Source organism: Lentzea sp. HUAS12 (assembly GCF_024125735.1).
Classification (GTDB): Bacteria; Actinomycetota; Actinomycetes; order Mycobacteriales; family Pseudonocardiaceae; genus Lentzea; species Lentzea albida.
Genome location: NZ_CP099738.1, coordinates 725133 through 750153 on the forward strand (window position 1 = coordinate 725133; position 25021 = coordinate 750153).

The window sequence follows — 25021 nt, forward strand, 5'->3', positions numbered from 1 at the left end:
GTGGTACGCCGCAACAACATCACCGGTTACCTGGCGGCGATCGCCGTCATCGGCGTGACGGTGGTCCCCCTGCTGTTCGTCGTGCTGGGCGGTTTCCGCACCACGGCGCAGATCAACTCGTCACCAGCGGGGCTGCCGGGGCCGTTCGTGTTCGACAACTACGTCGAGGTCGCCACCTCGCCGCAGTTCTGGCGGCTGCTCGGCAACAGCGCGCTGATCGCGGTGATCGCCACGACGCTGGCGGTCGGGCTCGGCTCGATGGCGGCGTTCGCGTTGTCCCGCTACGCGTTCCGGGGCAGGGAAGGGCTCTACACCCTGTTCACGCTCGGCCTGCTGTTCCCGCTGGGCGTCGCGGCGCTCCCGCTGTACCTGTGGCTGCGCCAGCTCGGGATGCTGGAGAACCCGCTCGGCGTCGCGATCCCGGAGGCGGCGTTCTCGCTGCCGGTGACGATCGTGATCCTGCGGCCGTTCATGCACGCGATCCCCGGTGAGCTCGAGGACGCCGCACTGCTCGACGGCGCGGCCAAGCTCGGCTTCTTCTGGCGGATCCTGCTGCCGCTGTCGCGGCCGGCGCTCATCACGGTGTCGGTGCTCGCGTTCGTCACCAGCTGGAACTTCTTCCTGTTGCCGCTGCTGGTGTTCAACGACTCCACCAACTTCACCCTCCCGCTCGGCGTGGCGATGTTCCAGTCCGAGCACACCCAGGACACCGCGAAGGTGCTCGCCTTCACCGCGTTGTCCATGATCCCCGCGCTCACGTTCTTCGTGCTCGCCGAACGCCGGATGGTGGGCGGCCTGACCGGCTCTGTGAAGGGATGACCGTGCGAATCCGACTGGCAGTTGGCCTCGCCGTGCTGGCGGTGGCGGTGCAGGCCGCGCCCGCCTCGGCCGGGGGACCGTTGCAGGGCGTCACGAAGAGGTACGTGGGCAGTGCGGTGGCCGTCCAGCACCTCGAGGCCGAGGCGGACTACAAAGCGGTGCTGACGCGGGAGTTCGACAGCGTCACACCGGAGAACGAGATGAAGTGGGGCACCGTCGAGGCGGTGCGCGGCCAGTACGACTGGTCCGGTGCGGACGCGATCGTGGCGTACGCGAAGAAGACCGGCAAGTCCGTGCGCGGCCACACACTGGTGTGGCACAGCCAGTTGCCCGACTGGGTGGGCGGTCTGGAGGCGACGGAGCTGCGCCAGGTCGTTCGCGACCACGTGAAGACCGAGGCCGGCCGGTACCGCGGCAAGATCCGGGCGTGGGACGTCGTCAACGAGGCGTTCAACGAGGACGGCACGCGCCGGCCGACGGTGTTCCAGGAGAAGCTCGGGGACGGCTACATCGCCGACGCGCTGCGCTGGGCGCACCAGGCCGACCCGAGGGCCAAGCTCTACATCAACGACTACAACATCGAGGGCCTCAACCCGAAGAGCGACGCGACGTACGAGCTGGTGCGTTCGCTGAAGCGGCAGGGCGTGCCCATCCACGGCGTCGGCATCCAGGCGCACCTCTCGCTCATGTACGGGTTCCCGGCCGGCATGAAGGAGAACATCGCGCGGTTCGCCGCGCTCGGCCTGGACGTCGCGATCACCGAGGCGGACGTGCGGATCCCGTTGCCCGTCACGCCCGAGAAGCTCGCCGCGCAGGCGGACTACTTCGGGCAGGTCTGGGACGCCTGCCACGCGGTGAAGCGGTGCGTCGAGTTCACCACGTGGGGCTTCACGGACCGGCACTCGTGGGTGCCGGACGTGTTCCCCGGCGAGGGCGCCGCCTGCCTGTTCGACGAGAACCTGGTGCCGAAGCCCGCCTACGCCCGGCTCAACCACCACGGGCCACGGCCGCGGTAGCCGTGCCTCGGCGCGGCACTCGTAGCACCCCGGTGGTGCGGTCTGTTCCGGCCGCGCCACCGGGAACCACCTCCGGACTTCGCTGCACGCCCTAACGGGGGAGTGTCCACTTGGCACAGTTCGAGAACCCGATCCTCCCCGGCTCGCACCCGGATCCGTCGGTGTGCCGGGCGGGATCGGACTACTACCTGGTCACGTCGACGTTCGAGTACTTCCCCGGCCTGCCGATCTACCACAGCCGGGACCTGGTGCACTGGCGGCTGCTCGGGCACGTGCTGGACCGCCCGTCCCAGCTGCCGCTGCAGGGGGTGCGGGCGTCCGGTGGCCTGTACGCCCCGACGATCCGGTACCACGACGGCGTGTTCTACGTGGTGTGCACGCTGGTCGACGGCACCACCAAGAGCGGCAACTTCGTCGTGACGGCCACGGATCCGGCCGGTGAGTGGTCGGAGCCGCAGTGGCTGCCCGAGGCGGACGGGTTCGACCCGTCGCTTTTCTTCGGCGACGACGGCCGCGCGTGGTGGACGGGCACCCGCGAGGTGCCCGGTGGCGGGCCCGGTCAGACCGAGGTGTGGCTGCGCGAGTTCGACCCCGTGCACAGGGAGCTGATCGGGGACGAGCACGTGCTGTGGACAGGCGCGTTGCGGGACTCCGTCTGGCTGGAGGCGCCGCACCTGTACGAGGTGGGAGGGAAGTACGTGCTGCTCTGCGCGGAGGGCGGCACGGACTTCGAGCACTCGGTGGTCGTGGCGACGGCGGACGAGGTCACCGGCCCGTACCGCGGTTCGCCGCTGAACCCCGTGCTGACCCACCGCCACCTCGGTCGTGACCACCCGATCGCCGCCGCCGGCCACGCGGACCTGGTGCTCACGCAGCACGGCCAGTGGTTCGCGGTGTTGCTCGCGACGCGGCCCTACGGCGGTTACAACTACAACCTCGGGCGCGAGACGTTCCTCGTGCCGGTGTCCTGGGAGGCGGGCGGTCCGGTGTTCAGCCCCGGTACGGGCAGGGTGGAGACGCGGTACGACGTTCCGGCGCTGCCCGCGCACCCGTGGCCGGAGGTGCCGGAGACCGACGACTTCGACGGGCCGGTCCTCGACCCCTCGTGGATGTTCCTGCGCACGCCGGACGAGGTGTTCTGGTCGCTCGCGGACCGGCCGGGACACCTGCGGCTGCGGGTGCGCCCGGAGTCGGTGACGGACCTGGCCACGCCGAGCCTCGTCGTGCGGCGCCAGCAGCACCAGGACTTCCACGCGTCCTGCGTGCTCGAGTTCGACCCGGCCCGGCCGGGGGAGACCGCGGGAATGGTGTTGCTGCAGAACGACGAGCACCACGTGCGGCTGCTTCTCGGCAGCCACCGCGAGGTCACCCTCGTGGTCCGCGCCGGCGGGCAGGACACCCCGCTGGCGCGGACCACGGTGCCCGACGGTGCCGTGCGCCTGTGCTTCGAGGCGACCGGCCAGGACTACCGGGCACTGGTCGCCTCGGGCGGTGGCGAGTGGCGGCCGCTGGGCGAGCCGTTCGACGGACGGGTGCTGAGCACGCAGGCGGCAGGCGGGTTCACCGGCGTGCACATCGGACTGCTGGCGACGAGCTCCGGTGCGCCGAGCGGGTCGTGGGCCGACTTCGGCAGCTTCACCTACCGAGGGCTCAGTCCCTCGCGAGAACGTTCTGCAGCAGGGTGAGCGCCTGTTTGGCCACGACGTTGAACATGCCCATGGTGGTGTCCCGCTTGCCGAGCACCACCATGAGCGTGTCCTCGTCGACGCCGAACACGCCCACCTGACCGGAGTCGCCCTCGAAGAACACCGCCTTCGGGAGGCCGATCCGGGCCTGCGAGGTGAACTGGCTCGCGAGACCGGCGGAGGCCGCGGCCATGGCCGCGACGCCGTCGTCCTCGATGTCCCGCGTGACGCCGCACAGCACCAGGCCGTCCCGCGTCGCGATCAGCACACCGTTGATCGAAATGGTGTCGATGCTGTCGTGGATCTCCTGCAGTGCCTCGGTCATCTTCCTGGCGTTGGTGCCCGCTGCCTGTCGCGCCATCGCCGGTGCGGCCACCGGCGTCGTCGATCCGCGCCTGCGCAGGGGCAGCGCGCCGGAGTTCTGCGCTGCCTGGGTGGACATCGCGGTCAGACCGTCAGGTCGGCTTCGATGGCCTTCAGGCTGTGCCTGGCGAGCGCGAGGTTGGCGCGTTCGCGGTCGAGCACGAGGTAGAGGAACAGCGAGTCACCCCGCTTGCCCTGCGACAACAGGCGGATCAGGTGGTACTGGCGGTGCAGGGTGATCAGGATGTCCTCGATCTCGTCGTTCAGCCCGAGAGCCGAGATCACCCGCTGCTTGGACCGCACGACCTCGGTGTTGCCGGCCGCGGCCACCTCGAGGTTCAGCCAGTCGCCGCCACCGATGGACCCGAGCGACATGCCGCTGTCGTAGTCCACGAGCGCCACACCGAGCGCGCCGGTGATGTTCATGGCTTCTTTGAGCGCCGTTTCGATGTTCATTCCGGTATTCGTCTCCTCGTGCGCGCCAGTTCACACGCGGTGACGACTTCCCCGAGTCTCGACCGAAATCCGCTGGCAGACCGCGTGATCACGTCACCCTACGTCGCGACGCGGGGGCGAATGACAGGCCCGTTCGGAGCAACGTGCACGCGTAAGTGTCTGTTTAGGACCGAATGTGCGCACTGCTCACAATCTCTACATAGGACCGGCGGAGGTAGGCCTGCGGCACCGCGCCGGCCGACGGGAAGTCCACCCGCGGCTCCCGCAGGATGCCCAGCGTGGGGGTCCGTGGTGGTGTGGTCGTCCATGTCGAGCGTCACGGTCGTGCCCGGCGGACACGACTCCGCCCCCACGTTCCGTGCGACGGGACGTGGGGGCGGAGCAGGAATGCGCCCTCGCCGGGCGGTGTCCGGGTTACTTCGGGTCGAGCACGAACAGCGGGATCAGCCGGTCCGTCTTCTCCTGGTACTCGGCGTAGTTCGGGAAGGCCGCGACGGCCCGCTCCCACCACCGCGCCCGCTCGTCGCCGTCGACCTCGCGCGCGGTGTACTCACCCTTCGCGGTGCCGTCCTGCAGCGAGATCTCCGGGTACGCCTTGATGTTGTGGTACCAGGTGGGGTGCTCGGGGGCACCGCCCTTGGACGCCACGACCGCATAGCTGCCCTCGTGCTCCACGCGCATGACCGGGGTGTAGCGCAGCTTGCCGCTCTTCGCACCCCGGACGGTCAGGAGCACGATCGGCCTGCCCGCGACCTTGATGCCCTCGGTCGTCCCGGTCTCCAGGATGGTCTTGGTCTGGTTCTGGACCCACTCGGTCGGGCTGAGTTCCACGTCTGCCATGAGACGATCAACGCATCCGGGCCCCGCCGCATTCCTCCGCGCGGGCCGGAGTCCCCCGACCTGCGGGTTCTTCACCTGAGCGGGTGATGCTCACCGCCGGACCATGGTCCTCTGCACGGCGATGAACACCAGCAGCAGGACGCCGATCACGATCTTCGTCCACCACGAGCTGAGCGTGCCCTGGAACGAGATCAGCGTCTGGATCGTGCCGAGGACCAGCACCCCGGCCAACCCGCCGAGCACGTACCCGACCCCGCCCGCCAGCAGCGTCCCGCCGATCACCACGGCCGCGATGGCGTCGAGCTCCATGCCCACGGCGTGCAGGCCGTAGCCGGAGAGCATGTAGAGGCTGAACAGCAGCCCGGCCAGCGACGAGCAGAGGCCGCTGATGACGTACACGCCGACCTTCACGCGGGTGGTCGGCAGGCCCATCAGCAGCGCGGACGACTCGCTGCCGCCCACCGCGTACACCGTGCGGCCGAAGCGGGTGCGGTGCAGCACGTACATCGCGGCGGCGACGACGAGCAGTGCGATCACGACGTTGTAGGTGATCGTGACGCCGCCCGGCAGTTCGATCGCGGCGGTGGCGACGTCGCGGAACGTCCTGTCCTTGATGGACACCGACTCCACGCTGATGACGAAGCACAGGCCGCGGGCGAGGAACATGCCGGCGAGCGTGACGATGAACGGCTGGATGTCGAACTTGTGGATCACGAGCCCCATCAGCAGGCCGAGCGTCGACCCGATCAGCAGCACGGCGAGGACCACCAGCGGTACCGGCCAGCCCGCCTGCAGGCCCGAGGCCGTGACCATGGTGGACAGTGCGACGACCGAGCCCACGGACAGGTCGATGCCGCCGCTGAGGATCACGAACGTCATGCCCGCGGCGAGGACGATCAGGAAGGCGTTGTCGATGAACAGGTTCGCGATCACCTGGCCGGACGCGAACCCGTCGTAGCGCGCCGAGCCGACGCCGAACGCGAGGACGAACAGCGCGACGGTCGCGAGCACCGGCAGGAAGCGCGACGGCACGCGCGGGGCGAGAGTGGTCATGACGGGACCGCCACCTTCCGGAAGCTCAGCGCGGCACGGGCCTTCGGTGCCTGGACCAGGCACACGGCGATCACGACGACCGCTTTGAACACCAGCGTCACCTCGGGGGCGACGCCGATCGTGTAGACGGTGGTGGTGAGGGTCTGGATGATCAGCGCGCCGAGCAGGGTGCCGGTCAGCGAGTACCGCCCGCCGGCGAGCGAGGTGCCGCCGATGACGACGGCGAGGATCGCGTCCATCTCGATCCACAGACCGGCGTTGTTGGCGTCGGCCGCGCTGACGTTCGAGCTGATCATCAGGCCGGCGATGCCCGCGCACACGGCGGCGAACACGTAGACGGTCCAGATGATCGTCCTCGACCGCACACCGGCCAGGCGGGAGGCCTCGGGGTTCACCCCGACGGCCTCGATCAGCATGCCCAGCGCGGTCTTCCTGGTCACGAACGCCACCAACCCGAGCACGAGCAGGCTGATCAGGATCGAGATCGGCAACACCAGGAACCCGGCGCCGACCTGCTTGTACGCGGTGTTGTTGACCGTGACGATCTGGCCCTCGGTCACGAGCATCGCGACACCGCGGCCCGCGGTCATCAGCACCAGGGTGGCGATGATCGGCTGGATGCCGAGCCCCGCCACGAGGAACCCGTTCCAGAGTCCCAGCACCGCGCACAGCACCAGGGCGATCGCCATTCCGGCGATCGCGGTGCCGGCGCTGCCCGACGTTCCGATGTGGACACACGTCACCGCGCCCGCGATCGCCGCCACCGCGCCGACCGAGAGGTCGATGCCGCGGGTGGCGATCACCAGCGTCATGCCGAGCGCGATCAGCAACGTCGGGGCGCCGTTCTTCAGCACGTCGACGAGGCCGCCGTAGAGGGCGCCGTCCTGCATGCGCAACGAGAAGAAGGAGGGCGTCACGATCAGGTTGAGCAGCAGTAGAGCGGCCAGTGCGAGCAACGGCCACAGCAACCGGTTCTTCACGACACCACCTTCTCCGGCGCGGCCCCGCCCGCGATGAGTTCCACGACCTCGTCGACGCCGGTCACCGAGCCGTCCAGCTCGGCGATCTTGCGCCGGTCGCGCAGCACGACGATGCGGTCGGAGATGCGCACGACCTCCTCCAGTTCCGCGGAGATGAACAGGACCGCGGTGCCCTCCGCGGCCAGGGTCGTGACGAGTTGCTGGATCTGGGCCTTGGCGCCGATGTCGATGCCGCGCGTCGGTTCGTCGAGGATCAGCAGCCGCGGCTCGGTGACGAGCCAGCGCGCCAGGAGCACCTTCTGCTGGTTGCCGCCGGACAGGGTGCGCACCAGCGCGTCCGGGTTGGCGGGCCGGATGTCGAGCGCCTTCAGGTACTTCTCGACCAGCTGGTCCTTGGTCCTGCGCGGCAGCGGGCGCGTCCAGCCGCGTGCGGCCTGCATCGCGAGCACGAGGTTGTCGCGGATCGAGAGGTCCGCGACGAGGCCCTCGCCCTTGCGGTCCTCGGAGCTGAACGCGATGCCCGCCGCGATCGCGGACCGGGGCCCGCGCAACCGCAGGGGCTTGCCGTCCACGAGCAGCCTGCCGGAGTCCGCGCGGTCGGCGCCGAAGAGCAGCCGGGCGAGCTCGGTGCGGCCGGAGCCGAGCAGGCCGGCGAGGCCGACGACCTCGCCCGCGCGGATCTCCAGGTCGAACGGGTCGATGGCGCCGCGCCTGCCGAGCTCCGACGCGTGCAGCAGCACCGGTCCGTCGGGGTGGCGCTTCTCCGTGGCGTCCTCGATGGCCTCCAGCGCGCCGAGGTCGCGGCCGATCATCTGCGCGATGAGCGTGCGCCGGTCCACGTCCGCGGTGAGGTGCTCACCGACGAGGGAACCGTTGCGCAGCACCGTCATCCGGTCGGAGATCTCGTAGACCTGGTCGAGGAAGTGCGACACGAACAGGATCGCCACGCCCTCGTCCCGCAGCACGCGCATGATCCGGAACAGCTCGGCGACCTCGCCCGCGTCCAGGCTGGACGTCGGCTCGTCGAGCACGAGGACGCGGCAGTCTACGGCGATCGCGCGGGCGATGGCGACGAGTTGCTGCACGGCGATCGGGTGTTCACCGAGGCTCGACCCGGGGTCGATGTGCACCCCGATGCGCGCGAGCACCTCCCCGGCGCGCTTGCGCATCGCCGGGAAGTCGATGCCGCCGAACCTTCGTGGTTCGCGCCCCAGCAGGATGTTCTCCGCGACCGTGAGGTTCGCGCAGAGGTTGACCTCCTGGTACACCGTGCTGATCCCGGCGTGCTGGGCCTCGCCGGGGGAGGAGAACGCCACCTCGTCACCACCGAGCACGACCTGTCCGCCGTCGGGCCGGTGCACGCCGGTCAGGGTCTTGATCAGGGTGGACTTGCCGGCGCCGTTCTCGCCCATGAGGGCGTGCACCTCGCCGGGGAACAGCCGGAAGTCGACGTCCTGCAACGCTTTCACGCCGGGGAACGCGAGGCTGATGCCCCGCATCTCGACGACCGGTGGTGGTGGTTCGTTCAACGGCGGGGTCATGGGCACTGGCCTTCGTCGTTGGGGCCGCGGGGCCCGTCATCGGGATGCGCGTCCACGACGGGCCCCGCGGTGCTCGGGGGATCTTGCCTCGGTGCCGGGACGTGCCGGTGGAGGCTTCTGCGCCACCGGCACGACCACCGACTCAGTACTGGCGCTGGGGGAGCGCGGCCTTCGCCTGCTCCTGCGTGAACGTGCCCTCCTCGGTCACGACGCGGTTGGGCACCTCCTCGCCGGCCACGACCTTCTTCGCCAGCTCCATCAACTGCTTGCCCAGCAACGGGTTGCACTCGACGATGAAGTTGATCTCGCCGTTCGCCAGCGCCTGCATGCCGTCCTTCACCGCGTCCACGGTGATGATCTTGATGTCCTTGCCGGGCACCTTGCCCGCCGCCTTGATCGCCTCGATCGCGCCCAGGCCCATGTCGTCGTTGTGCGCGTACACCACGTCGATCTTCGGCTGGGACTTGAGGAACGCCTCCATGACCTGCTTGCCGCCGGAGCGGGTGAAGTCACCGGTCTGCGAGGCGACGACCTTGATGTCGGGCTTCGACGCGATCTTCTCCTCGAAGCCCTTCTTGCGGTCGATCGCGGGCGCCGCGCCGGTGGTTCCCTGCAGTTCCACCACGTTCGTCGGGCCGGAGGCGTTCGCCACCAGCCAGTCGCCCGCCCGGCGGCCCTCCTCGACGAAGTCGGAGCCGAGGAACGTCTTGTAGAGCGACGTGTCGTCGGAGTCGATGGAACGGTCGGTGAGGATCACCGGGATGTTGGCGCGCTTGGCCTCCAGCAGAACCGTGTCCCAGCCCGTCTCGACGACGGGGCTGAACGCGATCACCGACACCTTCTGCTGGATGTAGGAGCGGATCGCCTTGATCTGGTTCTCCTGCTTCTGCTGCGCGTCGGAGAACTTGAGCTCGATCCCGGCGGCCTTGGCCTCGTCCTGGATCGACTTGGTGTTGGCGGTGCGCCAGCCGCTTTCGGCGCCGACCTGCGCGAAGCCCATGGTGATGGTGCCGCTGCCGGACGAGGCGGTGCCTCCACCGCCTCCCGAGCCGCACGCGGTGAGCGCGCTCAGCAGGACCACGCCGGCAACTGTCGTGATCTTCTTCAGCACTGGGATTCCTCCGGGGTGACGACGGTGTCGCGGAGCCTGACCGCCTGTCCTCCAGCTGTCAGGTGCACAAGAGTGAACGCTCACAACTGCCGCGTCAAGACCTTGCTTGTAACAAGCACGCAGCCCTATGTTAACGCTCACTTCCGAGCTTGGGAGGGAACTTCGTGTCCCGCAAGCACGTCCTGTTGAGCGCCGCACTCGCGGCATCCCTGCTGGTCGCCGTCCCCGGGTTCGGGGCGGCCGCCGAAACCGACTACACGATCAAGATCGACGCCACGAAGAAGGGCGCGTCGATCGACGACTCGATGTACGGCGTCTTCTTCGAGGACATCAACCGCGCCGCCGACGGCGGTCTGTACGCGGAGCTCGTGCAGAACCGGTCGTTCGAGTACGACCCCGCGGACAACGCGGGCTACCACGGCCTGACGTCCTGGGCGCCGCACAGCGGCACCGTGGACGTCGCCGACGACGCCGGACGCCTGAACGAGCGCAACCGGCGTTACCTGAAGCTCGGCCTGCCCGCCGGCGTGATCAACTCCGGCTACAACAGCGGGATCGCCGTGCGGGAGGGTCAGCGCTACGACTTCTCCGTCTGGGCCCGCGCCGACCAGCAGGCACAGCTGACCGCCGCGATCACCGACCCCGCCGGGAACGCCCTGGGCGACCCGGTGAACGTGCAGGTCCGCGGCGACGGCTGGACCCGGTACAGCGGAACGGTCCGGGCGAGGAAGACCTCCACCACGGGCAGGCTCCTCGTGACCGGCACCGGCACCGGGACCCTGCGGCTCGACATGGTCTCGCTGATGCCGCAGGACACCTTCAAGGGCCACGGCCTGCGGCGCGACCTCGCCGAGAAGATCGCCGCGCTGAAGCCCGGCTTCGTCCGGTTCCCGGGCGGCTGCCTGGTCAACACCGGCAGCCACTACGGCTACGACGCGCCGAACTTCGAGCGGCGCCGGTCGTACCAGTGGAAGGACACCATCGGCCCGGTCGAGCAGCGCGCCACCAACTGGAACTTCTGGGGCTACAACCAGTCCTACGGACTCGGCTACCACGAGTACTTCCAGTTCTCCGAGGACATCGGCGCCATGCCGCTGCCCGTCGTGCCCGCGCTGGTCACCGGCTGCGGCCAGAACCGCGCGACCGACGACCCCGCGTTGCTGGCGCGGCACGTCCAGGACACGCTCGACCTGATCGAGTACGCGAACGGCCCGGCCGACTCGGTGTGGGGCCGCAAGCGCGCCGAGATGGGGCACCCCCAGCCGTTCGGGCTCACGCACCTGGCCGTCGGCAACGAGGAGAACCTGCCGGACGAGTTCATGGCGCGCTTCGTGCGGTTCCGCGACGCCATCAACGCCAAGTACCCGGACATCACCGTCGTCAGCAACTCCGGCCCCGACGACACCGGCGGCACGTTCGACCGCCTGTGGCAGCTGAACAGGCAGGCCGGCGTGAAGATGATCGACGAGCACTACTACAACAGCCCGAGCTGGTTCCTGGAGAACAACAACCGCTACGACTCCTACGACCGCAACGGTCCCAAGGTGTTCCTCGGCGAATACGCCTCGCAGGACAACAAGTTCCACAACGCGCTGAGCGAAGCGGCGTTCATGACGGGGCTCGAGCGCAACGCCGACGTCGTGAAGCTCGCCTCCTACGCGCCGTTGCTGGCCAACGAGGACTACGTCCAGTGGCGTCCGGACATGATCTGGTTCAACAACCACGCGTCGTGGGGTTCGGCCAGCTACGAGGTCCAGAAGCTCTTCATGACCAACGTGGGCGACCACGTGGTGCCGAGCACCGCGTCCGCCACGCCCTCGACGCAGGCGCCGATCACCGGCGCGATCGGGTTGTCGACGTGGGCCACGGCCGCGACCTACGACGACGTGAGCGTCACCAGTGCTTCCGGGCAGGCGTTGTTCAGCGACGACTTCTCCGGCGGTGACGCGAAGTGGACGAAGTCCGGCCGCGGCGCGTGGAACGTCGTGAACGGCGCCTACGTGCAGTCCGACGCGGCGGCGGAGGACGCGCTCGTCACGGCGGGCGACAAGTCCTGGCGCGACTACACGCTGAACGTCAAGGCGGTGAAGCAGGCCGGGCGGGAAGGCTTCCTCGTCGCGTTCGGCGTGCAGGACACCGGCAACTACTACTGGTGGAACCTCGGCGGCTGGAACAACACCCAGTCCGCCGTGGAGAAGGCCGTCGGCGGCGGCAAGAGCACGCTGATCTCCAACGGCACCCGCATCGAGACGGGACGCGAGTACGACGTGCGCGTCGAGGTGCGAGGGCGGCACGTCGCGCTGTTCCTCGACGGCCAGAAGTGGGGCGAGTTCACCGACGACGAGCTCGCCGAGCCGTTCCGGCAGGTCGTCACCCGCGACGTCGCCACCGGCGAGCTGATCGTCAAGGTGGTCAACGCCCAGGACAACGCCGCCCGCACGCGCATCGACCTCGGCGTCCCGGTCGCCCCGACGGCACGCGTGACCGTGCTGCAGGGCCGTCCCGACGACGTCAACACCGAGTTCACCCAGCCGATCCGCCCCCGCCTCGACCAGGCGCGGGTGGCGAGCAGCTTCACGCACACGTTCCCGCCGAACTCCGTCACGTTCTTCCGGATCAGGAGCCGCTCGTGATCAACCGACGATCCCTGCTGGCCACCGGCGGCCTCCTGGCCGCGACCGGTGCGCTCACGTCCGCCGCGCCCGCCGCCCTCGCCGCGGAACCGGCCTCGGACCTGCCCACGCGCAACCCGCTCGTCGAACAACGCGCCGACCCGTTCGTCACGCCGCCGGTGGACGGCATGTACTACCTGACCGGGTCGGTGCCGGAGTACGACCGCGTCGTCATCCGCGGTGCGTCCACGTTGGACGGTCTGTCCTCCGCTCGTGAGCGCACCATCTGGCGGCGGCCGTCGTCGGGCGTGATGGGCGGCTACATCTGGGCGCCGGAACTGCACCGCATCGACGGCAAGTGGTACGTGTACTTCGCCGCGGGGGACAAGGACGAACCGTTTCGCATCCGCACCTACGTGCTGGAGTCCTCGAACGCCGACCCGCGCGAGAGCGGGTGGGTGCTGCGCGGGCAGATGGTCACGGCGTGGGACACCTTCACGCTCGACGCGACCACGTTCGCGCACCGCGGCAAGCGCTACTTCCTGTGGGCGCAGAGCGAACCCGGCATCGCCACGAACTCGAACCTCTACATCGCGGAAATGGCTTCACCGCTGGCGTTGAAGACCACCCCGGTGCGCATCGCGACGCCCACGCTGTCGTGGGAGGTGCAGGGCTTCAAGGTGAACGAGGGGCCGGCGGTGCTGATCCGCAACGGCCGGGTGTTCGTGACGTACTCGGCGAGCGCGACCGACGCCCGGTACTGCATGGGCATGCTGACCGCCGACGAGAACGCGAACCTGCTCGACGCGCGGTCGTGGACGAAGTCGCCCAACCCGGTGTTCACGACGAACGTGGCGACCTCGCAGTACGGGCCGGGGCACAACTCGTTCACCGCGGTGGGTTCCACGGACGTGCTCGTCTACCACGCCCGCGACTACCGGGACATCACCGGTGATCCGCTGTTCGACCCGAACCGGCACACCCGCGTGCAGAAGGTGCACTGGAACGCGGACGGCACGCCGTCCTTCGGGGTGCCGGTGGGACGGGGCGGCCCGATCGTGCGGCTGTCGCCCCTGGACGCGCCGTCGCTGGTGGTGCGGCACTACGAGTACGCGCTGCGGGCCGACGGCAACGTGCGCGAGCTCGGCGACACCCAGTTCCGGTTCGTACCGGGATTCCTGGGCGCCGGCACGGTCGCGGTGCAGTCGGTGAACTTCCCGGACCGGTACGTGCGGGGAGATGTGCTCCGCATCGACCCGTTCGAGGACACCGACGCCTACGGCCGGGCCGCGAGCTTCGTCCGCGTACCGGGACTCGCGGACTCGAGCGCGGTCTCCCTGCGGATGGGCGCGGACACGTATCTCGCTCACGACAACGGGCGGATCGTGTTGTCCAGACCAGGCGGCGACCGCGACGCGCGCCGACGTGCCACGTTCCGCCTGGAATGAGTGGACAATGAGCACTGCATCGAAGCCGACCAGGTGTTATCGCTAACATCGTCGGCGCAGATCAAGGATCGGAGACCGCTAGTGGAGAAGACCTCGCGTGAACCCGCGATGACCGATGTCGCACGACTCGCCGGGGTGTCGCACCAGACGGTCTCGCGCGTGCTCAACAACCACCCGAACGTCCGCGAGCAGACGAGGCTGCGCGTGCAGGCGGCCATCAAGGAACTCGACTACCGCCCCAACCGCGCGGCCCGAGCCCTCGTCACGGGAAAGACCCAGCTCATCGGCGTGGTGGCGCAGAACTCGACGCTCTACGGCCCGGCTTCACTCCTGTCCGCCTTCGAGGAGGCGGCAGGAGGGGCCGGCTTCGCCGTCAGCGTGGGCAGGGTCAAGGTCCTCGACCGCGACTCGATCGCCGCCGCCGTGGAACGCCACCGCGACCAGCGGGTCGCCGGCATCGTGGTGATCGCCCCGACCTCCTCGGCGGCGGACGCCCTGGCCGACGTCCCGGCGGGCGTCCCCCTGGTCACGGTGGACGGCGACCCCGACCGCCCGACCCCGCTGGTCACGGTGGACCAGGCGGTGGGCGCGTTCGACGCGACGAAGCACCTGCTCGACGCGGGCCACGACACGGTCTGGCACGTCTCCGGGCCCGCGGACTGGTTCGACGCGGCGGGCCGGGTCGAGGGCTGGCGCTCGGCCCTCGAAGCGGCCGGTGCCGAGGTCCCGCCGGTGATGGCGGCGGACTGGAGCGCCGCCTCCGGCTACCGGGCGGGCCAGATGCTCGCGCGGATGCCCGAGGTCACCGCCGTCTTCTGCTCGAACGACCACCTCGCCCTCGGCGTGCTGCGGGCCATGAGCGAGCGGGGCAAGCGGGTCCCGCACGACGTGAGCGTGGTGGGCTTCGACGACGTCTCCGAGGCCGCGTACTTCATCCCGCCGCTCACCACCGTGCGGCCCGACTTCGCCGCGGTGGCTCACGAGACGCTGGGGTTGCTGCTGGAGCAGATCAGCGACGGCGAGACCACCCGTCCGCGCCGGACGGTGGCGCCGTCGCTGGTCAAGCGGGAGAGCGTGGGCCCGCCGCCTCGCTAGCGGGTGCAGGTGGGGCGAGGCGGTGGGGCGGGCAGCGCTGGTAGGCAGGTTCGCGGGAGTCCGGTCTGGCCTGTGGGAACCAGGCCTGCCCGCGTGCCTCCACGGCCTGCCCGGCCGGTGCCCCGCCCGCGCCTCGACGTCCGGTGCTCCGGACCCGCTGCCTCCCTGGGCGCGCCTCGCCTCGCGCTGCTGCACCGCGTCCATCGCCTTCCCGGGCTGCCACCTCGCCCACGGCCCGCGTCCGGCTTCCGCCCGCGGTCGCGCCAGGTCCTCCCCGCGCCCACCCGCGCCCCGCCACGCGCGGCCTCGGTTGTCGAGCGCTCACCTCCCGCCACAATCCTTTCCCCTCCAGGGAAATCACGATGTCCCCGGCACGTCTTGACTCGTCGATTGTTAGCGATAACACTCAGGTCGTGACTGACATGACGATCGACCGCGACGCGTGCGTGGTGGGTGTCGACTTCGGCACGTTGTCGGGCCGCGCCGTGGTCGTGCGGGTCCGCGACGGCGCGGAGCTGGGCACCGCCGTGCACGACTACCGCCACGGTGTGGTGGACCAGGTGCTGCCCTCGACCGGCCGGCCGTTGCCGCCGGAGTGGGCGTTGCAGGTCCCTTCCGACTACGTCGACGTCCTGCGCACCGCCGTCCCGCAGGCCGTCGAGGCGGCCGGGATCTCCGCGGAGCAGGTCGTCGGCATCGGGACGGACTTCACGGCCTGCACGATGGTGCCGACGACCGCGGACGGCACGCCGTTGTGCGAACTCGAGGAGTTCGTGGGTGATCCGCACGCGTACGTGAAGCTCTGGCGCCACCACGCCGCGCAGCCGCAGGCCGATCGCATCAACGAGCTGGCGCGGCAGCGCAAGGAGCCGTGGCTCGCGCGGTACGGCGGGCTCATCTCCTCGGAGTGGGAGTTCGCCAAGGGGCTGCAGCTCCTGGAGGAGGCGCCCGAGGTCTACGCGGCCACCGAGCACTGGGTCGAGGCCGCGGACTGGATCATCTGGCAGCTCACGGGCACGTACACGCGCAACGCCTGCACGGCCGGTTACAAGGGCATCCTGCAGGACGGCGAGTACCCCACCGAGGAGTTCCTGGGAGAACTCAACCCGGGCTTCAGCACGTTCGTCAGGGACAAGCTCGACCACCCGTTGTCCGCGCTCGGCGACAAGGCGGGCACCCTCACCGCGCAAGCCGCCGGGTGGACCGGGCTGCGGGAGGGCATCGCGGTCGCGGTCGGCAACGTCGACGCGCACGTCACGGCGCCGGCGGCGCAGGCCGTGAACCCCGGCCAGATGGTCGCGATCATGGGCACCTCCACGTGCCACGTGATGAGCGGGTCCGACCTGCGCGAGGTGCCGGGCATGTGCGGCGTCGTCGACGGCGGCATCGTGCCGGGGCTGTGGGGCTACGAGGCCGGGCAGAGCGGCGTCGGCGACATCTTCGCGTGGTTCCTGCGCAACCAGGTGCCGCCGAGCTACCACGACCAGGCCCGCGAACGCGGCATCAGCGTGCACGAGCTGCTCTCGGAACTGGCCGCACAGCAGGAAGTCGGCGAGCACGGACTCGTCGCGCTCGACTGGCACAGCGGCAACCGGTCGGTGCTGGTCGACCACGAACTGTCCGGTGTGGTCGTCGGCCAGACCCTCGCCACCAAGGCCGAGGACGTCTACCGCGCCCTCCTCGAGGCCACGGCGTTCGGCACGCGCGTCATCGTCGACACCTTCACCGACGCGGGCGTGCCGGTCACCGAACTGGTGATCGCGGGCGGTCTCACCAAGAACTCCCTGCTGATGCAGATCTACGCCGACGTGCTGGACCTCCCGCTCTCCGTCATCGGCTCGGCACAGGGGCCAGCGCTCGGCTCCGCGATGCACGCGGCCGTGGCGGCGGGCGCGTACGGCGACATCCGCGACGCCGCCGAGAAGATGGGATCGGTGCGGCGCAACGTCTTCGTGCCCGACCAGAAGAACGTCGAGGCGTACGAACGGCTCTTCCTCGACTACCAGGAGCTGCACGACTACTTCGGCCGGGGTGCCAACGATGTCATGCACCGGTTGCGCGGGTACCGCCGTGCCGCGCTGGAGGGGAAGAGCTGATGTCACCCACCGCAGAGCTGCGCCGCACCGTCGCCGAACTGCACCGCGAGCTGACCCGCTACGAGCTGGTGACCTGGACCGCGGGCAACGTGTCGGCACGCGTGCCCGGCCACGACCTGATGGTCATCAAGCCGTCCGGGGTGTCCTACGACGAGCTGGGTCCCCACGCGATGGTCGTGACGGACCTGCACGGCACGCTCAAGGAAGGCGAGCTGGCGCCGTCGAGCGACACCGCGGCGCACGCGTACGTGTACCGGCACATGCCGGAGGTCGGCGGCGTCGTGCACACGCATTCCCCCTATGCCACCGCGTGGGCGGCGCGCGGTGAGCCCATCCCGTGCGTGCTCACGATGATCGCGGACGAGTTCGGCGGCGACATCCCCGTCGGGCCGTTCGCGCTGATCGGCGACGACTCGATCGGCAAGGGCATCGTGGACACGTTGAGCACCAGCAGGTCGAAGGCCGTGCTGATGCGCAACCACGGCCCGTTCACCGTCGGTGAGACGGCCGTCAAGGCGGTGAAGGCCGCGGTGCTGCTGGAAGACGTCGCCCGGACCGTCCACTTCGCACTCCAGCTCGGCAAGCCCGACGTGATCGACCAGCAGCACGTCGACCGGCTCTACGAGCGCTACCAGAACGTTTACGGCCAGTGAGCCCAGAAGGAGAGCACATGGCGGACAAGCCCCAGATCTGGTTCCTCACCGGCAGCCAGCACCTCTACGGCCCCGAGACGCTCGACCAGGTCGCGGCCCAGTCCCAGCAGATCCAGCGGATGCTCACCGACTCCGGCCGGATCAGCGCGGAGATCGTGTGGAAGCCGGTGCTGACCGACTCCGGCGCCATCCGCGCGGTCATGCAGGAGGCGAACAACGACCCGTCGTGCGTCGGCGTGATCGCGTGGATGCACACGTTCTCGCCCGCGAAGATGTGGATCACCGGGCTCGACCTGCTGCGCAAACCGTTGCTGCATCTGCACACGCAGCTCAACGAGGCGCTGCCGTGGTCCACGATCGACATGGACTTCATGAACCTCAACCAGGCCGCGCACGGCGACCGCGAGTTCGCCTACGTGCAGACCAGGATCGGGGTGGCGCGCAAGACGGTCGCGGGGCACGCGAGTGATCCCGTGGTGGCCGAACGGATCGACGGCTGGGCCCGTGCCGCCGCCGGCGTCGCGCACCTGCGCGGCCTGAAGCTCGCCCGCTTCGGCGACAACATGCGCGACGTCGCCGTGACCGAGGGCGACAAGGTCGAGGCGGAACTGCGGTTCGGCGTCTCCGTCAACACCTACGGGGTCAACGACCTGGTGGACGTGGTCGACGCGGTGCCCGACGCGGGCATCGACCTGCTCGTCGCCGACTACGCGGAGGCCTACCGGCTGAGCCCGGAGCTGGCACGCGGGGGAGAGCGGCACGAGTCGCTGCGCTACGCCGCCCGCATCGAGATCGGCCTGCGGTCCTTCCTGGACGACGGCGGCTTCGGCGCGTTCACCACGAACTTCCAGGACCTGGGCGGGTTGCGGCAGCTGCCGGGCCTCGCCGTGCAGCGACTCATGGCCGACGGCTACGGCTTCGGCGGTGAGGGCGACTGGAAGACCTCCGCGCTGCTCGCCGCGGTGAAGGCGATGGGCACCGGCACGGGCCGCGGCACGTCGTTCATGGAGGACTACACCTACCACTTCGGGCCGGGCGAGCCGAAGATCCTCGGCGCGCACATGCTGGAGGTCTGCCCGACGATCGCCGCCGACCAGCCGTCCTGCGAGATCCACCCCCTGGGCATCGGCGACCGCGAGGACCCGGTGCGGCTGGTGTTCGACGCCGCGTCCGGACCCGCCGTCGTGGTCGGCCTCGCCGACATGGGCGACCGGTTCCGGTTGGTGGCCAACGAGGTCACGGTCGTCCCGCCGGACGAGCCGCTGCCGGCGCTGCCGGTCGCGCGGGCCGTGTGGAAGCCGGAGCCGTCGCTCTCGACCTCCGCGGAGTGCTGGCTCACGGCGGGCGGACCGCACCACACGGTGATGACGCAGGCCGTCGGGGCCGAGGTGTTGCGGGACTTCGCGCAGATGGCCGCCACGGAGCTCGTGCTGATCGACTCCGCGACGACCCCGGCCTCGTTCGCGGACCGGTTGCGCTGGAACTCCGCCTACCACCGCCTCGCGCTCGGGATCAGCTGACGGGCGTGGAACTCGGCGATCTGCCGCCACGTCGCGACGGGGTTGGAGTACATGGGGAGCTGCCCGCTGTGCGGGATCTCCGCGAGCTCCACCCCGTTCGCGTCCAGCAGCGGCAGGTACGAGAGCCCGGCGCACTGCTCGCCGTAGAGGTACATCCGCGGGCAGGGCAGTGAGAGGAACTTCTGCAGCAGGTCGCCGTGGTCGGCCAGTTCGACCATGGAACGGAAGTAGCCGGCCACGGCACCGCGGCGGACCTTGTTCGGGAGGTTCGCCGCGTAAAGCCCACCGCCGTAGCAGGACGACGCGCGGGTGCGCTCGGCGAGGTGGAAGAGGTACTCGCCCGGATCGCGGTGGTGCAGCGACTCCCGGCTCAGCACGCAGTCCTCCGGCGCGAGCACGCCCTTGATGTTCACGAAGCTCAGCACCCGGCCGGGTTCCGCGTGCGCCAGCAGGAGCGCCGTGAGCGCGCCGGTCGACTGCGCGACGACGTGGAACCGGCCGATACCCGCGCGTTCGAGCACCGCGCGGGCGGTCTCCACCAGGAACGGCAGGTCGATCGCCCCGAGGTCGCCGCACTCCGTGGCACCGCAACCGGGTGCGTCGTAGGCGAGGAATCCGCGTGCGGCGAACTCGTGCCGGTGCGTGATGTCGAGGTAGTCCTCCTTGCTCGTGCCGAAGCCGTGCAGCAGGACGACGGGATCGCCGGAGCCCTCGCGGCGCACCGACGCGATCTTGAGGTTCACCCCGTGGACGCGGAGCGGGAGGTGCTCGTGGACCACTCTGGCGGCCGATGGCATTGCTGTACCCCGGTTTCTCGCAGGTGCGGGACTGCGGAACGATCTGCGAGCATGCCAGCGCCTGTGAACGCTCACAAGTAGTTGAACCTTTCATTTTCCCGGTCCGTATTCCCCTGGTGCCGGCAGAAAACGTCCCCTACTCGTGAGGTTCGGATATGTCGAGAGCGCACGCACGACCGCAACGGAGCAAACGGGTGATCGTGGCCGGGCTGGGTGTCGCGGCGACCTTGACCGCGGTGACCGCGGCCGTCGCCTTCGCCGGAGGCGAGACCGCGACGGGTGCCGTCGTGTGCCCGCAGCCGGTCGTCCCCGCCGTTCCGGCCGCGGCGCAGGCCGAGGTGCAGCGGGAACTGGCGAACCTGGACAAGCAGATCGCGGAGGCCAACGAGCGGCTGCGCACCTCTGCCGGTGAAGGCGGGCCGAACTTCGTGCAGAACGCGATCCTCGGTCCGTTGGCGAGCAAGCGCGTCGCCGCGCTGAACCGCATCGAGACGGCCATCGGCCGGGTCGCCGCGAAACCCGAGGGACTGGATAGGTTCGCGACCTGCGGGCTCGGTCAGGCACCCCCCGTGTCCGCGCCGCCGGCCACCTCGAAACCCGCCGCGAGCGGATCGAGCACACCGGTGGCCGGTGGGGCGATCGAATGCCCGTTGCCCGTGCTCCAGGACGTGCCGGCGGCCGCGCGGGCCGAGGTCGACCGCGAGCTCGCGAACCTCGGCAAGCAGCTCGCGGAAGCGAACGAGCGGCTGCGCACCTCGGTCGGTCAGGGCGGGCCGAACTTCGTGCAGAACGCGATCCTCGGCCCGTTGGCGAGCAAGCGCGCCGCCGCCCTGGACCGGATCGCGATCGCCATCGGCCGCGTGCAGGCGCGGCCCCAGGGACTGGAGCGCTTCGCCACCTGCTCGCTCAAGTGACTCTCCTCGGGGTTCCAGCGAGCGGCTGCCCGCAGGGGTGAGCGTTCCCAGGAGGCCTGCCGGACGGACGCGCCTCCGTCCGGCAGGACCTTGACGCACCAGTAGGTTCTCGATAGATGTTAGCGTGAACATCGCGCGTTCAACGGAGAACCGATGACCAGACTCCCTGCTCTGCTCGCCGCTTCGGCGCTCATGCTCTCCACCGCGACGCCCGCCACGGCCGCCGCCGACGCCGTCCTGGTGAGGCCGGATCCGACCTACCAGCAGGAGCCGTTCGAGGGCTGGGGGACGAGCTTGGTGTGGTTCGCCAACGCCACCGGCGGCTACCCGGACGAGATCCGGAACCGGCTGGCCGAGCTGCTGTTCGGGGAGGACGGGCTGAACCTCGACATCGCCCGGTACAACATCGGCGGCGGCAACGCTCCCGACGTGCCGCCGTACCTGCGGGCGGGCGCCGCGGTCCCGGGCTGGTGGAAGGCGCCGGAGGGCACCACGCGGGAGGACACCGACTGGTGGCGGCCCGGTGATCCGCGTTTCTTCGACGCGGCGGCGGATCCTCGTCAGCGCTGGTGGGTCGACCGGATCAAGCGGGACGTGACGCGGTGGGAGTCGTTCAGCAACTCGCCGCCGTGGTTCCAGACGGTGAGCGGGTACGTGTCCGGTGGCTTCGACCCGAACGCGGACCAGTTGCGCGAGGACAGGATCAGCGACTTCGCGGCCTACCTCGCGCGGGCGACCGCGGAGCTCGAACGCGCCCACGGCATCCGGTTCGCGACGGTCGACCCGTTCAACGAGCCCAACACCTCCTACTGGCGCACCACGCTCGGCCCGGACGGCAACCCGACGGGCGGACGGCAGGAGGGCGCCCACCTCGGGCCCGCGTTGCAGGCGAAGGTCGTGCCCGCGATGGCGGAAGCGTTGCGCGCCAACGGGCTCAAGGCAGCCGTGTCGGCGCCGGACGAGACCAATCCCGGCATCTTCGCCGAGAACTGGGCGGTTTATCCCGCCTCCGCACGCGCGCAGGTCGGTCAGCTGAACGTGCACACCTACGGCACGGCACGCCGCACGACCGCCCGGGACATCGCCAAGGGCGCGGGCAAGCCGTTGTGGATGAGCGAGGTCGACGGGCACTGGGGTGCCGGCCAGAGTTTCACGAGCATGGACCCCGGACTGGGCATCGCCGAGCGCGTGATCGACGACCTGCGCGAGCTGGAGCCGCGTGCCTGGCTGCTGTGGCAGGCGGTCGAGGACTACAACAACATGAGGCCCGGTGCCGAGTCGCCGGACGGCATGAACTGGGGAGTGGTGCAGATCCCGTTCGACTGCGGGCCGGGGGACACCCTGGCGACCTGCCCGGCGCGCGTGAACACGAAGTTCCACGCGTTGCGGAACTTCACCCACTTCGTGAGGCCCGGTGACCGCCTGGTGAAGGTGAACACCACGACCGACGTGGCCGCGGTGCGCGGTACCGAGCTGAAGTCCGTGGTGCACCTCAACAAGAGCGACCAGGAGCAGGCCGTGACGCTGGACCTGTCGGCGTTCGGGTCGGTGCGGCCGGGCGCGTCCGTGCGACCGGTCGTGACGGACCAGCACGGCGCATTGGTCAAGGGCGCGGCCGTGAGCGTGCGGAACCGCCGGGCGACGCTGTCCGTGCCCGCCAGGTCGGTCACCACCTTCGAGGTGACCGGCGTGAGCGGGGTGGACCGCGCGGCCGCGCTCGGCGGGGAGTACCGGCTCACCGGGGTGCAGAGCGGCAGGTCCCTGGCGCCGTCGGGCACCTCGCTCGTCCAGCGCACCACCGATCCCGCGGCGGCGGACCAGATGTGGCGCGTGGAGCGGCGTTCGGGCGGCTACGACCACCGCGCGCAGTTCTCGATCGTCAACGCCGCCACGGGGCAGCGGATCGCGGTGAACGGCGCCGACGTGGTGCTGAGCGCCGCGGACGGGCCGGCCGCGAGGTGGGTGCTGTCGTCGACGGGGGACGGCACGTGGACGTTCGTGAACGCCTCCACCGGCAGCCTGCTCGACGTGATCGGGGAGTCGCGTGAGGACGGTGCCCGGATCGGGACGTACCACGCGACCTCGGGGGCCAACCAGCGCTGGACCACCGTTGCGCGCGGCTAGCGGCCTGCTCGCGCTGGCCCTGCTGGCGGGGTGCTCGCCGCCCCCGCCCGCACCGGTGCCGCCGACCCGCACGTCCCAGAAGCCGCCGACGCTGGTCAACGAGCAGGTCCGCGCGGAAGGCGTGCTGCACTTCGTGCGGGACGTGGTCGACGGCCGGACCGTGGAGCTGGCGGACGGCACGAAGGCCCGGATCGCGCAACTGGCGGCTCCTCCCGCCTGCGGTGAGGCGGGCGCGCTCTCGTTCGCCAGGACGACGTTGCTCGCCAGCGCGGTGCGCATCAGCCCGATGCTGTCCGGCGACGTGAAGCTGACGCTCGAGGACGGCACGGACTACGCGTTGCTCGCTGTGCGGCAAGGCGCACTGCGGGCGGAAGGAACCGACGGCGGCGCGCTGCTGACCGCCGAGTCCGAGGCGGCCGCCGCCGACCGCGGCCTGTGGGGCCCGCCCTGCGAAGCCCCGGCGGTCGCGCCCACCACGACGACGGTTCCGCCGCCACCCCGTCTCACGACCACCACCACTACCACTGCCGCGCCCCCTCCCGCACGGACGTGCGCCGTGTCGTACCGGTTGGCCGGGCAGTGGCCCGGTGGCTTCCAGGCGCAGGTGACCGTGCGCAACACCGGTGCCGCCCCGATCAACGGCTGGGTGCTGCGCTGGACGTTCGCGAGCGGGCAGGTGGTCACCGAGATGTGGAACGCGACGCCGAGGCAGTCCCGTGGGACCGTCGACGCCGTGAACGCCCACTACAACCCGCTGATCCAGCCGGGCGGTTCGGTGGAGATCGGGTTCAACGGGTCGGCACAGCGCGGAAACGCCGCTCCGGCGGCGTTCACGCTCAACAACCAGCCGTGCTCGGTCGCATGATCACGCGCTTTCCCGCACGACGAGCGCGGACGGGTAGAACGTCGTCTCGGCGGCGTCGCGGCGGTCGAGCACGGCCCGTGCCGCCGCGGTGGCGATCTCCTCCACGGGGTGCGTGCTCGTCGTGAGCGCCGGCCTGCTCAGCCCCGCGAACGCGATGTCGTCGAACCCGGCGACCGCCACGTCGTCCGGCACCCGCACGCCGAGCGCGTGCAGTCCGTCGAGGACACCGAGGGCGGTGAGGTCGCTGAGCGCGAAGACGGCGTCGGTGTCGGGCCACCGCGTCATGATCTCGACGGCGGCGCCGGCGCCCCGTGCCGCGGTGAAGTCGCCGGGGACGACGCGGGGCTCGGCGCCGGTCGCCTCCAGCACCTGCCGGTAGGCGTCGACGGCGCGGTCGCCGCAGGGCAGCCACGACGGCCCCGTCACCATCGCGATCCGGCGCCGCCCGGTGCGCACCAGGTGCCGCACGACGCCGTCGGTGCCGGCGCGGTTGTCGACGTCGAACGACGGCACGTGCCGCGTGCCGACCCCGACCGCGGCGACCCGCCCGCGCAGGGCCCTGGGCACGGTCTCGAGCGCGGGCCGGGTCGGGTTCACCACCACCAGCCCGCCGAGCCCGCGGCCGTCGGCGAGCCGGGCGAGTGAGCCGGGGTCGTGCAGGGGTAGCCAGTGCAGTGAGACACCGACCTCGCGCTCGGCGGCGACGTGCGCCGCCGACGTCAGCACGCGCCCGACGTACGGGTCGTCGAGCACGGCCGCGGTGCGGCCGATGACGGCGATGGCGAGGCGCGTGCCGGTCCGCGTGACCAGCGCGCGGGCGGAGGCGTCCGGCACGTAACCGAGGGCGGCCACCGCGGCGGTGACACGATCCCTCGTACGCTGTGATGCCGGTCCTTGTCCCGTGACAACACGTGAGGCGGTGGCCCGGGACACGCCCGCGGCCCGTGCCACGTCATCAAGCGTGGCGGTGCGTTCAGCCGTCATCTCAGCAGTATTGCGGTGGAAGCGCTTCCATGTGTGGGATAAGAACTTC

At 70.3% G+C, this 25021-nt stretch carries 21 protein-coding genes and 1 pseudogene; 12 read left to right on the forward strand and 10 right to left on the reverse strand.

Annotation, left to right across the window (positions count from 1 at the left end):
* From ND450_RS03500 to ND450_RS03510, 3 genes are all read left to right on the forward strand, one after another.
* Positions 1–819: a carbohydrate ABC transporter permease gene (locus ND450_RS03500; protein WP_253324708.1), complete on the forward strand. Its 819-nt coding sequence runs from the start codon at positions 1–3 to the stop codon at positions 817–819.
* A gap of 2 nt (positions 820–821) precedes the next feature.
* Positions 822–1835: an endo-1,4-beta-xylanase gene (locus ND450_RS03505; protein ID WP_253324709.1), complete on the forward strand. Its 1014-nt coding sequence runs from the start codon at positions 822–824 to the stop codon at positions 1833–1835.
* Positions 1836–1945: 110 nt separating this feature from the next.
* A complete protein-coding gene (locus ND450_RS03510) occupies positions 1946–3520 on the forward strand; it encodes a glycoside hydrolase family 43 protein (RefSeq protein ID WP_253324710.1) in 1575 nt (524 codons plus the stop codon).
* On the opposite strand, the gene ND450_RS03515 is transcribed toward ND450_RS03510, so the two are convergent.
* The 8 genes and pseudogenes from ND450_RS03515 to ND450_RS03550 form a co-directional block, all read right to left on the reverse strand.
* Positions 3486–3962: a roadblock/LC7 domain-containing protein gene (locus tag ND450_RS03515; protein WP_253324711.1), complete on the reverse strand. Its 477-nt coding sequence runs from the start codon at positions 3960–3962 to the stop codon at positions 3486–3488. The two genes, ND450_RS03510 and ND450_RS03515, sit on opposite strands and share 35 nt — an antisense overlap.
* Before the next feature lie 5 nt (positions 3963–3967).
* Positions 3968–4339 carry a hypothetical protein gene (locus ND450_RS03520; RefSeq protein ID WP_089920111.1) on the reverse strand — a complete coding sequence of 124 codons (372 nt, stop codon included), beginning with the start codon at positions 4337–4339 and terminating at the stop codon, positions 3968–3970.
* A 202-nt stretch (positions 4340–4541) separates the two neighbouring features.
* Positions 4542–4671: pseudogene (locus ND450_RS03525) on the reverse strand (proline dehydrogenase); the annotation flags it as partial.
* Between the two features lie 82 nt (positions 4672–4753).
* Positions 4754–5179 (reverse strand): nitroreductase family deazaflavin-dependent oxidoreductase, encoded by a 426-nt coding sequence (locus ND450_RS03530; RefSeq protein WP_253324712.1) that lies wholly within the window; start codon positions 5177–5179, stop codon positions 4754–4756.
* 90 nt (positions 5180–5269) lie between these two features.
* Complete coding sequence (gene yjfF / locus ND450_RS03535) at positions 5270–6232, reverse strand: galactofuranose ABC transporter, permease protein YjfF (protein ID WP_253324713.1); 963 nt, start codon at positions 6230–6232, stop codon at positions 5270–5272.
* On the reverse strand, positions 6229–7212 hold the full coding sequence (locus ND450_RS03540; protein WP_089920117.1) for an ABC transporter permease: 984 nt from the start codon (positions 7210–7212) through the stop codon (positions 6229–6231). The genes yjfF and ND450_RS03540 overlap by 4 nt, the downstream gene beginning before the upstream one ends.
* The gene (locus tag ND450_RS03545; RefSeq protein WP_253324714.1) at positions 7209–8753 is read right to left on the reverse strand and encodes a sugar ABC transporter ATP-binding protein; all 1545 of its coding nucleotides are present in this window, start codon (positions 8751–8753) and stop codon (positions 7209–7211) included. Before ND450_RS03545 ends, ND450_RS03540 begins: the two co-directional genes overlap by 4 nt.
* A 142-nt stretch (positions 8754–8895) precedes the next feature.
* On the reverse strand, positions 8896–9864 hold the full coding sequence (locus tag ND450_RS03550; RefSeq protein WP_089920119.1) for an ABC transporter substrate-binding protein: 969 nt from the start codon (positions 9862–9864) through the stop codon (positions 8896–8898).
* Between the two features lie 164 nt (positions 9865–10028).
* On the opposite strand from ND450_RS03550, the gene ND450_RS03555 reads away from it, so the two are divergent.
* The 6 genes from ND450_RS03555 (at position 10029) to araA (ending at position 19288) form a co-directional block, all read left to right on the forward strand.
* The gene (locus tag ND450_RS03555; RefSeq protein ID WP_253324715.1) at positions 10029–12497 is read left to right on the forward strand and encodes an alpha-L-arabinofuranosidase C-terminal domain-containing protein; all 2469 of its coding nucleotides are present in this window, start codon (positions 10029–10031) and stop codon (positions 12495–12497) included.
* A complete protein-coding gene (locus ND450_RS03560) occupies positions 12494–13924 on the forward strand; it encodes a family 43 glycosylhydrolase (protein WP_253324716.1) in 1431 nt (476 codons plus the stop codon). The genes ND450_RS03555 and ND450_RS03560 overlap by 4 nt, the downstream gene beginning before the upstream one ends.
* A gap of 108 nt (positions 13925–14032) precedes the next feature.
* The gene (locus ND450_RS03565; protein WP_371927750.1) at positions 14033–15019 is read left to right on the forward strand and encodes a LacI family DNA-binding transcriptional regulator; all 987 of its coding nucleotides are present in this window, start codon (positions 14033–14035) and stop codon (positions 15017–15019) included.
* Positions 15020–15441: 422 nt separating this feature from the next.
* Complete coding sequence (gene araB / locus ND450_RS03570; RefSeq protein ID WP_253327851.1) at positions 15442–17115, forward strand: ribulokinase; 1674 nt, start codon at positions 15442–15444, stop codon at positions 17113–17115.
* Positions 17115–17768: an L-ribulose-5-phosphate 4-epimerase gene (locus tag ND450_RS03575; RefSeq protein WP_253324718.1), complete on the forward strand. Its 654-nt coding sequence runs from the start codon at positions 17115–17117 to the stop codon at positions 17766–17768. Before araB ends, ND450_RS03575 begins: the two co-directional genes overlap by 1 nt.
* A 17-nt stretch (positions 17769–17785) precedes the next feature.
* The gene (gene araA, locus ND450_RS03580; RefSeq protein ID WP_253324719.1) at positions 17786–19288 is read left to right on the forward strand and encodes an L-arabinose isomerase; all 1503 of its coding nucleotides are present in this window, start codon (positions 17786–17788) and stop codon (positions 19286–19288) included.
* Here the strand turns inward: araA and ND450_RS03585 are convergent.
* Positions 19258–20085 carry an alpha/beta fold hydrolase gene (locus ND450_RS03585; protein WP_253324720.1) on the reverse strand — a complete coding sequence of 276 codons (828 nt, stop codon included), beginning with the start codon at positions 20083–20085 and terminating at the stop codon, positions 19258–19260. The two genes, araA and ND450_RS03585, sit on opposite strands and share 31 nt — an antisense overlap.
* A gap of 194 nt (positions 20086–20279) precedes the next feature.
* On the opposite strand from ND450_RS03585, the gene ND450_RS03590 reads away from it, so the two are divergent.
* From ND450_RS03590 to ND450_RS03600, 3 genes are all read left to right on the forward strand, one after another.
* The gene (locus ND450_RS03590; RefSeq protein ID WP_253324721.1) at positions 20280–20999 is read left to right on the forward strand and encodes a hypothetical protein; all 720 of its coding nucleotides are present in this window, start codon (positions 20280–20282) and stop codon (positions 20997–20999) included.
* 153 nt (positions 21000–21152) lie between these two features.
* Positions 21153–23123 (forward strand): RICIN domain-containing protein, encoded by a 1971-nt coding sequence (locus ND450_RS03595; protein WP_253324722.1) that lies wholly within the window; start codon positions 21153–21155, stop codon positions 23121–23123.
* Positions 23110–23988: a cellulose-binding domain-containing protein gene (locus ND450_RS03600; protein ID WP_253324723.1), complete on the forward strand. Its 879-nt coding sequence runs from the start codon at positions 23110–23112 to the stop codon at positions 23986–23988. Before ND450_RS03595 ends, ND450_RS03600 begins: the two co-directional genes overlap by 14 nt.
* Here the strand turns inward: ND450_RS03600 and ND450_RS03605 are convergent, their stop codons facing one another.
* Positions 23989–24972 carry a LacI family DNA-binding transcriptional regulator gene (locus ND450_RS03605; protein ID WP_256557433.1) on the reverse strand — a complete coding sequence of 328 codons (984 nt, stop codon included), beginning with the start codon at positions 24970–24972 and terminating at the stop codon, positions 23989–23991. It lies immediately after the preceding gene.
* Positions 24973–25021 lie beyond the last annotated feature (49 nt).

Bases quoted from the DNA above. Each gene is read 5' to 3' on its own strand.
- ND450_RS03545 (WP_253324714.1), bottom strand. From the start codon at position 8,753: ATGACCCCGCCGTTGAACGAACCACCACCACCGGTCGTCGAGATGCGG.
- ND450_RS03605 (WP_256557433.1), bottom strand. From the start codon at position 24,972: ATGACGGCTGAACGCACCGCCACGCTTGATGACGTGGCACGGGCCGCG.
- araB (WP_253327851.1), top strand. From the start codon at position 15,442: ATGACGATCGACCGCGACGCGTGCGTGGTGGGTGTCGACTTCGGCACG.
- ND450_RS03530 (WP_253324712.1), bottom strand. From the start codon at position 5,179: ATGGCAGACGTGGAACTCAGCCCGACCGAGTGGGTCCAGAACCAGACC.
- ND450_RS03575 (WP_253324718.1), top strand. From the start codon at position 17,115: ATGTCACCCACCGCAGAGCTGCGCCGCACCGTCGCCGAACTGCACCGC.
- ND450_RS03565 (WP_371927750.1), top strand. From the start codon at position 14,033: ATGACCGATGTCGCACGACTCGCCGGGGTGTCGCACCAGACGGTCTCG.
- ND450_RS03515 (WP_253324711.1), bottom strand. From the start codon at position 3,962: ATGTCCACCCAGGCAGCGCAGAACTCCGGCGCGCTGCCCCTGCGCAGG.
- ND450_RS03520 (WP_089920111.1), bottom strand. From the start codon at position 4,339: ATGAACATCGAAACGGCGCTCAAAGAAGCCATGAACATCACCGGCGCG.
- ND450_RS03595 (WP_253324722.1), top strand. From the start codon at position 21,153: ATGACCAGACTCCCTGCTCTGCTCGCCGCTTCGGCGCTCATGCTCTCC.
- araA (WP_253324719.1), top strand. From the start codon at position 17,786: ATGGCGGACAAGCCCCAGATCTGGTTCCTCACCGGCAGCCAGCACCTC.
- ND450_RS03585 (WP_253324720.1), bottom strand. From the start codon at position 20,085: ATGCCATCGGCCGCCAGAGTGGTCCACGAGCACCTCCCGCTCCGCGTC.
- yjfF (WP_253324713.1), bottom strand. From the start codon at position 6,232: ATGACCACTCTCGCCCCGCGCGTGCCGTCGCGCTTCCTGCCGGTGCTC.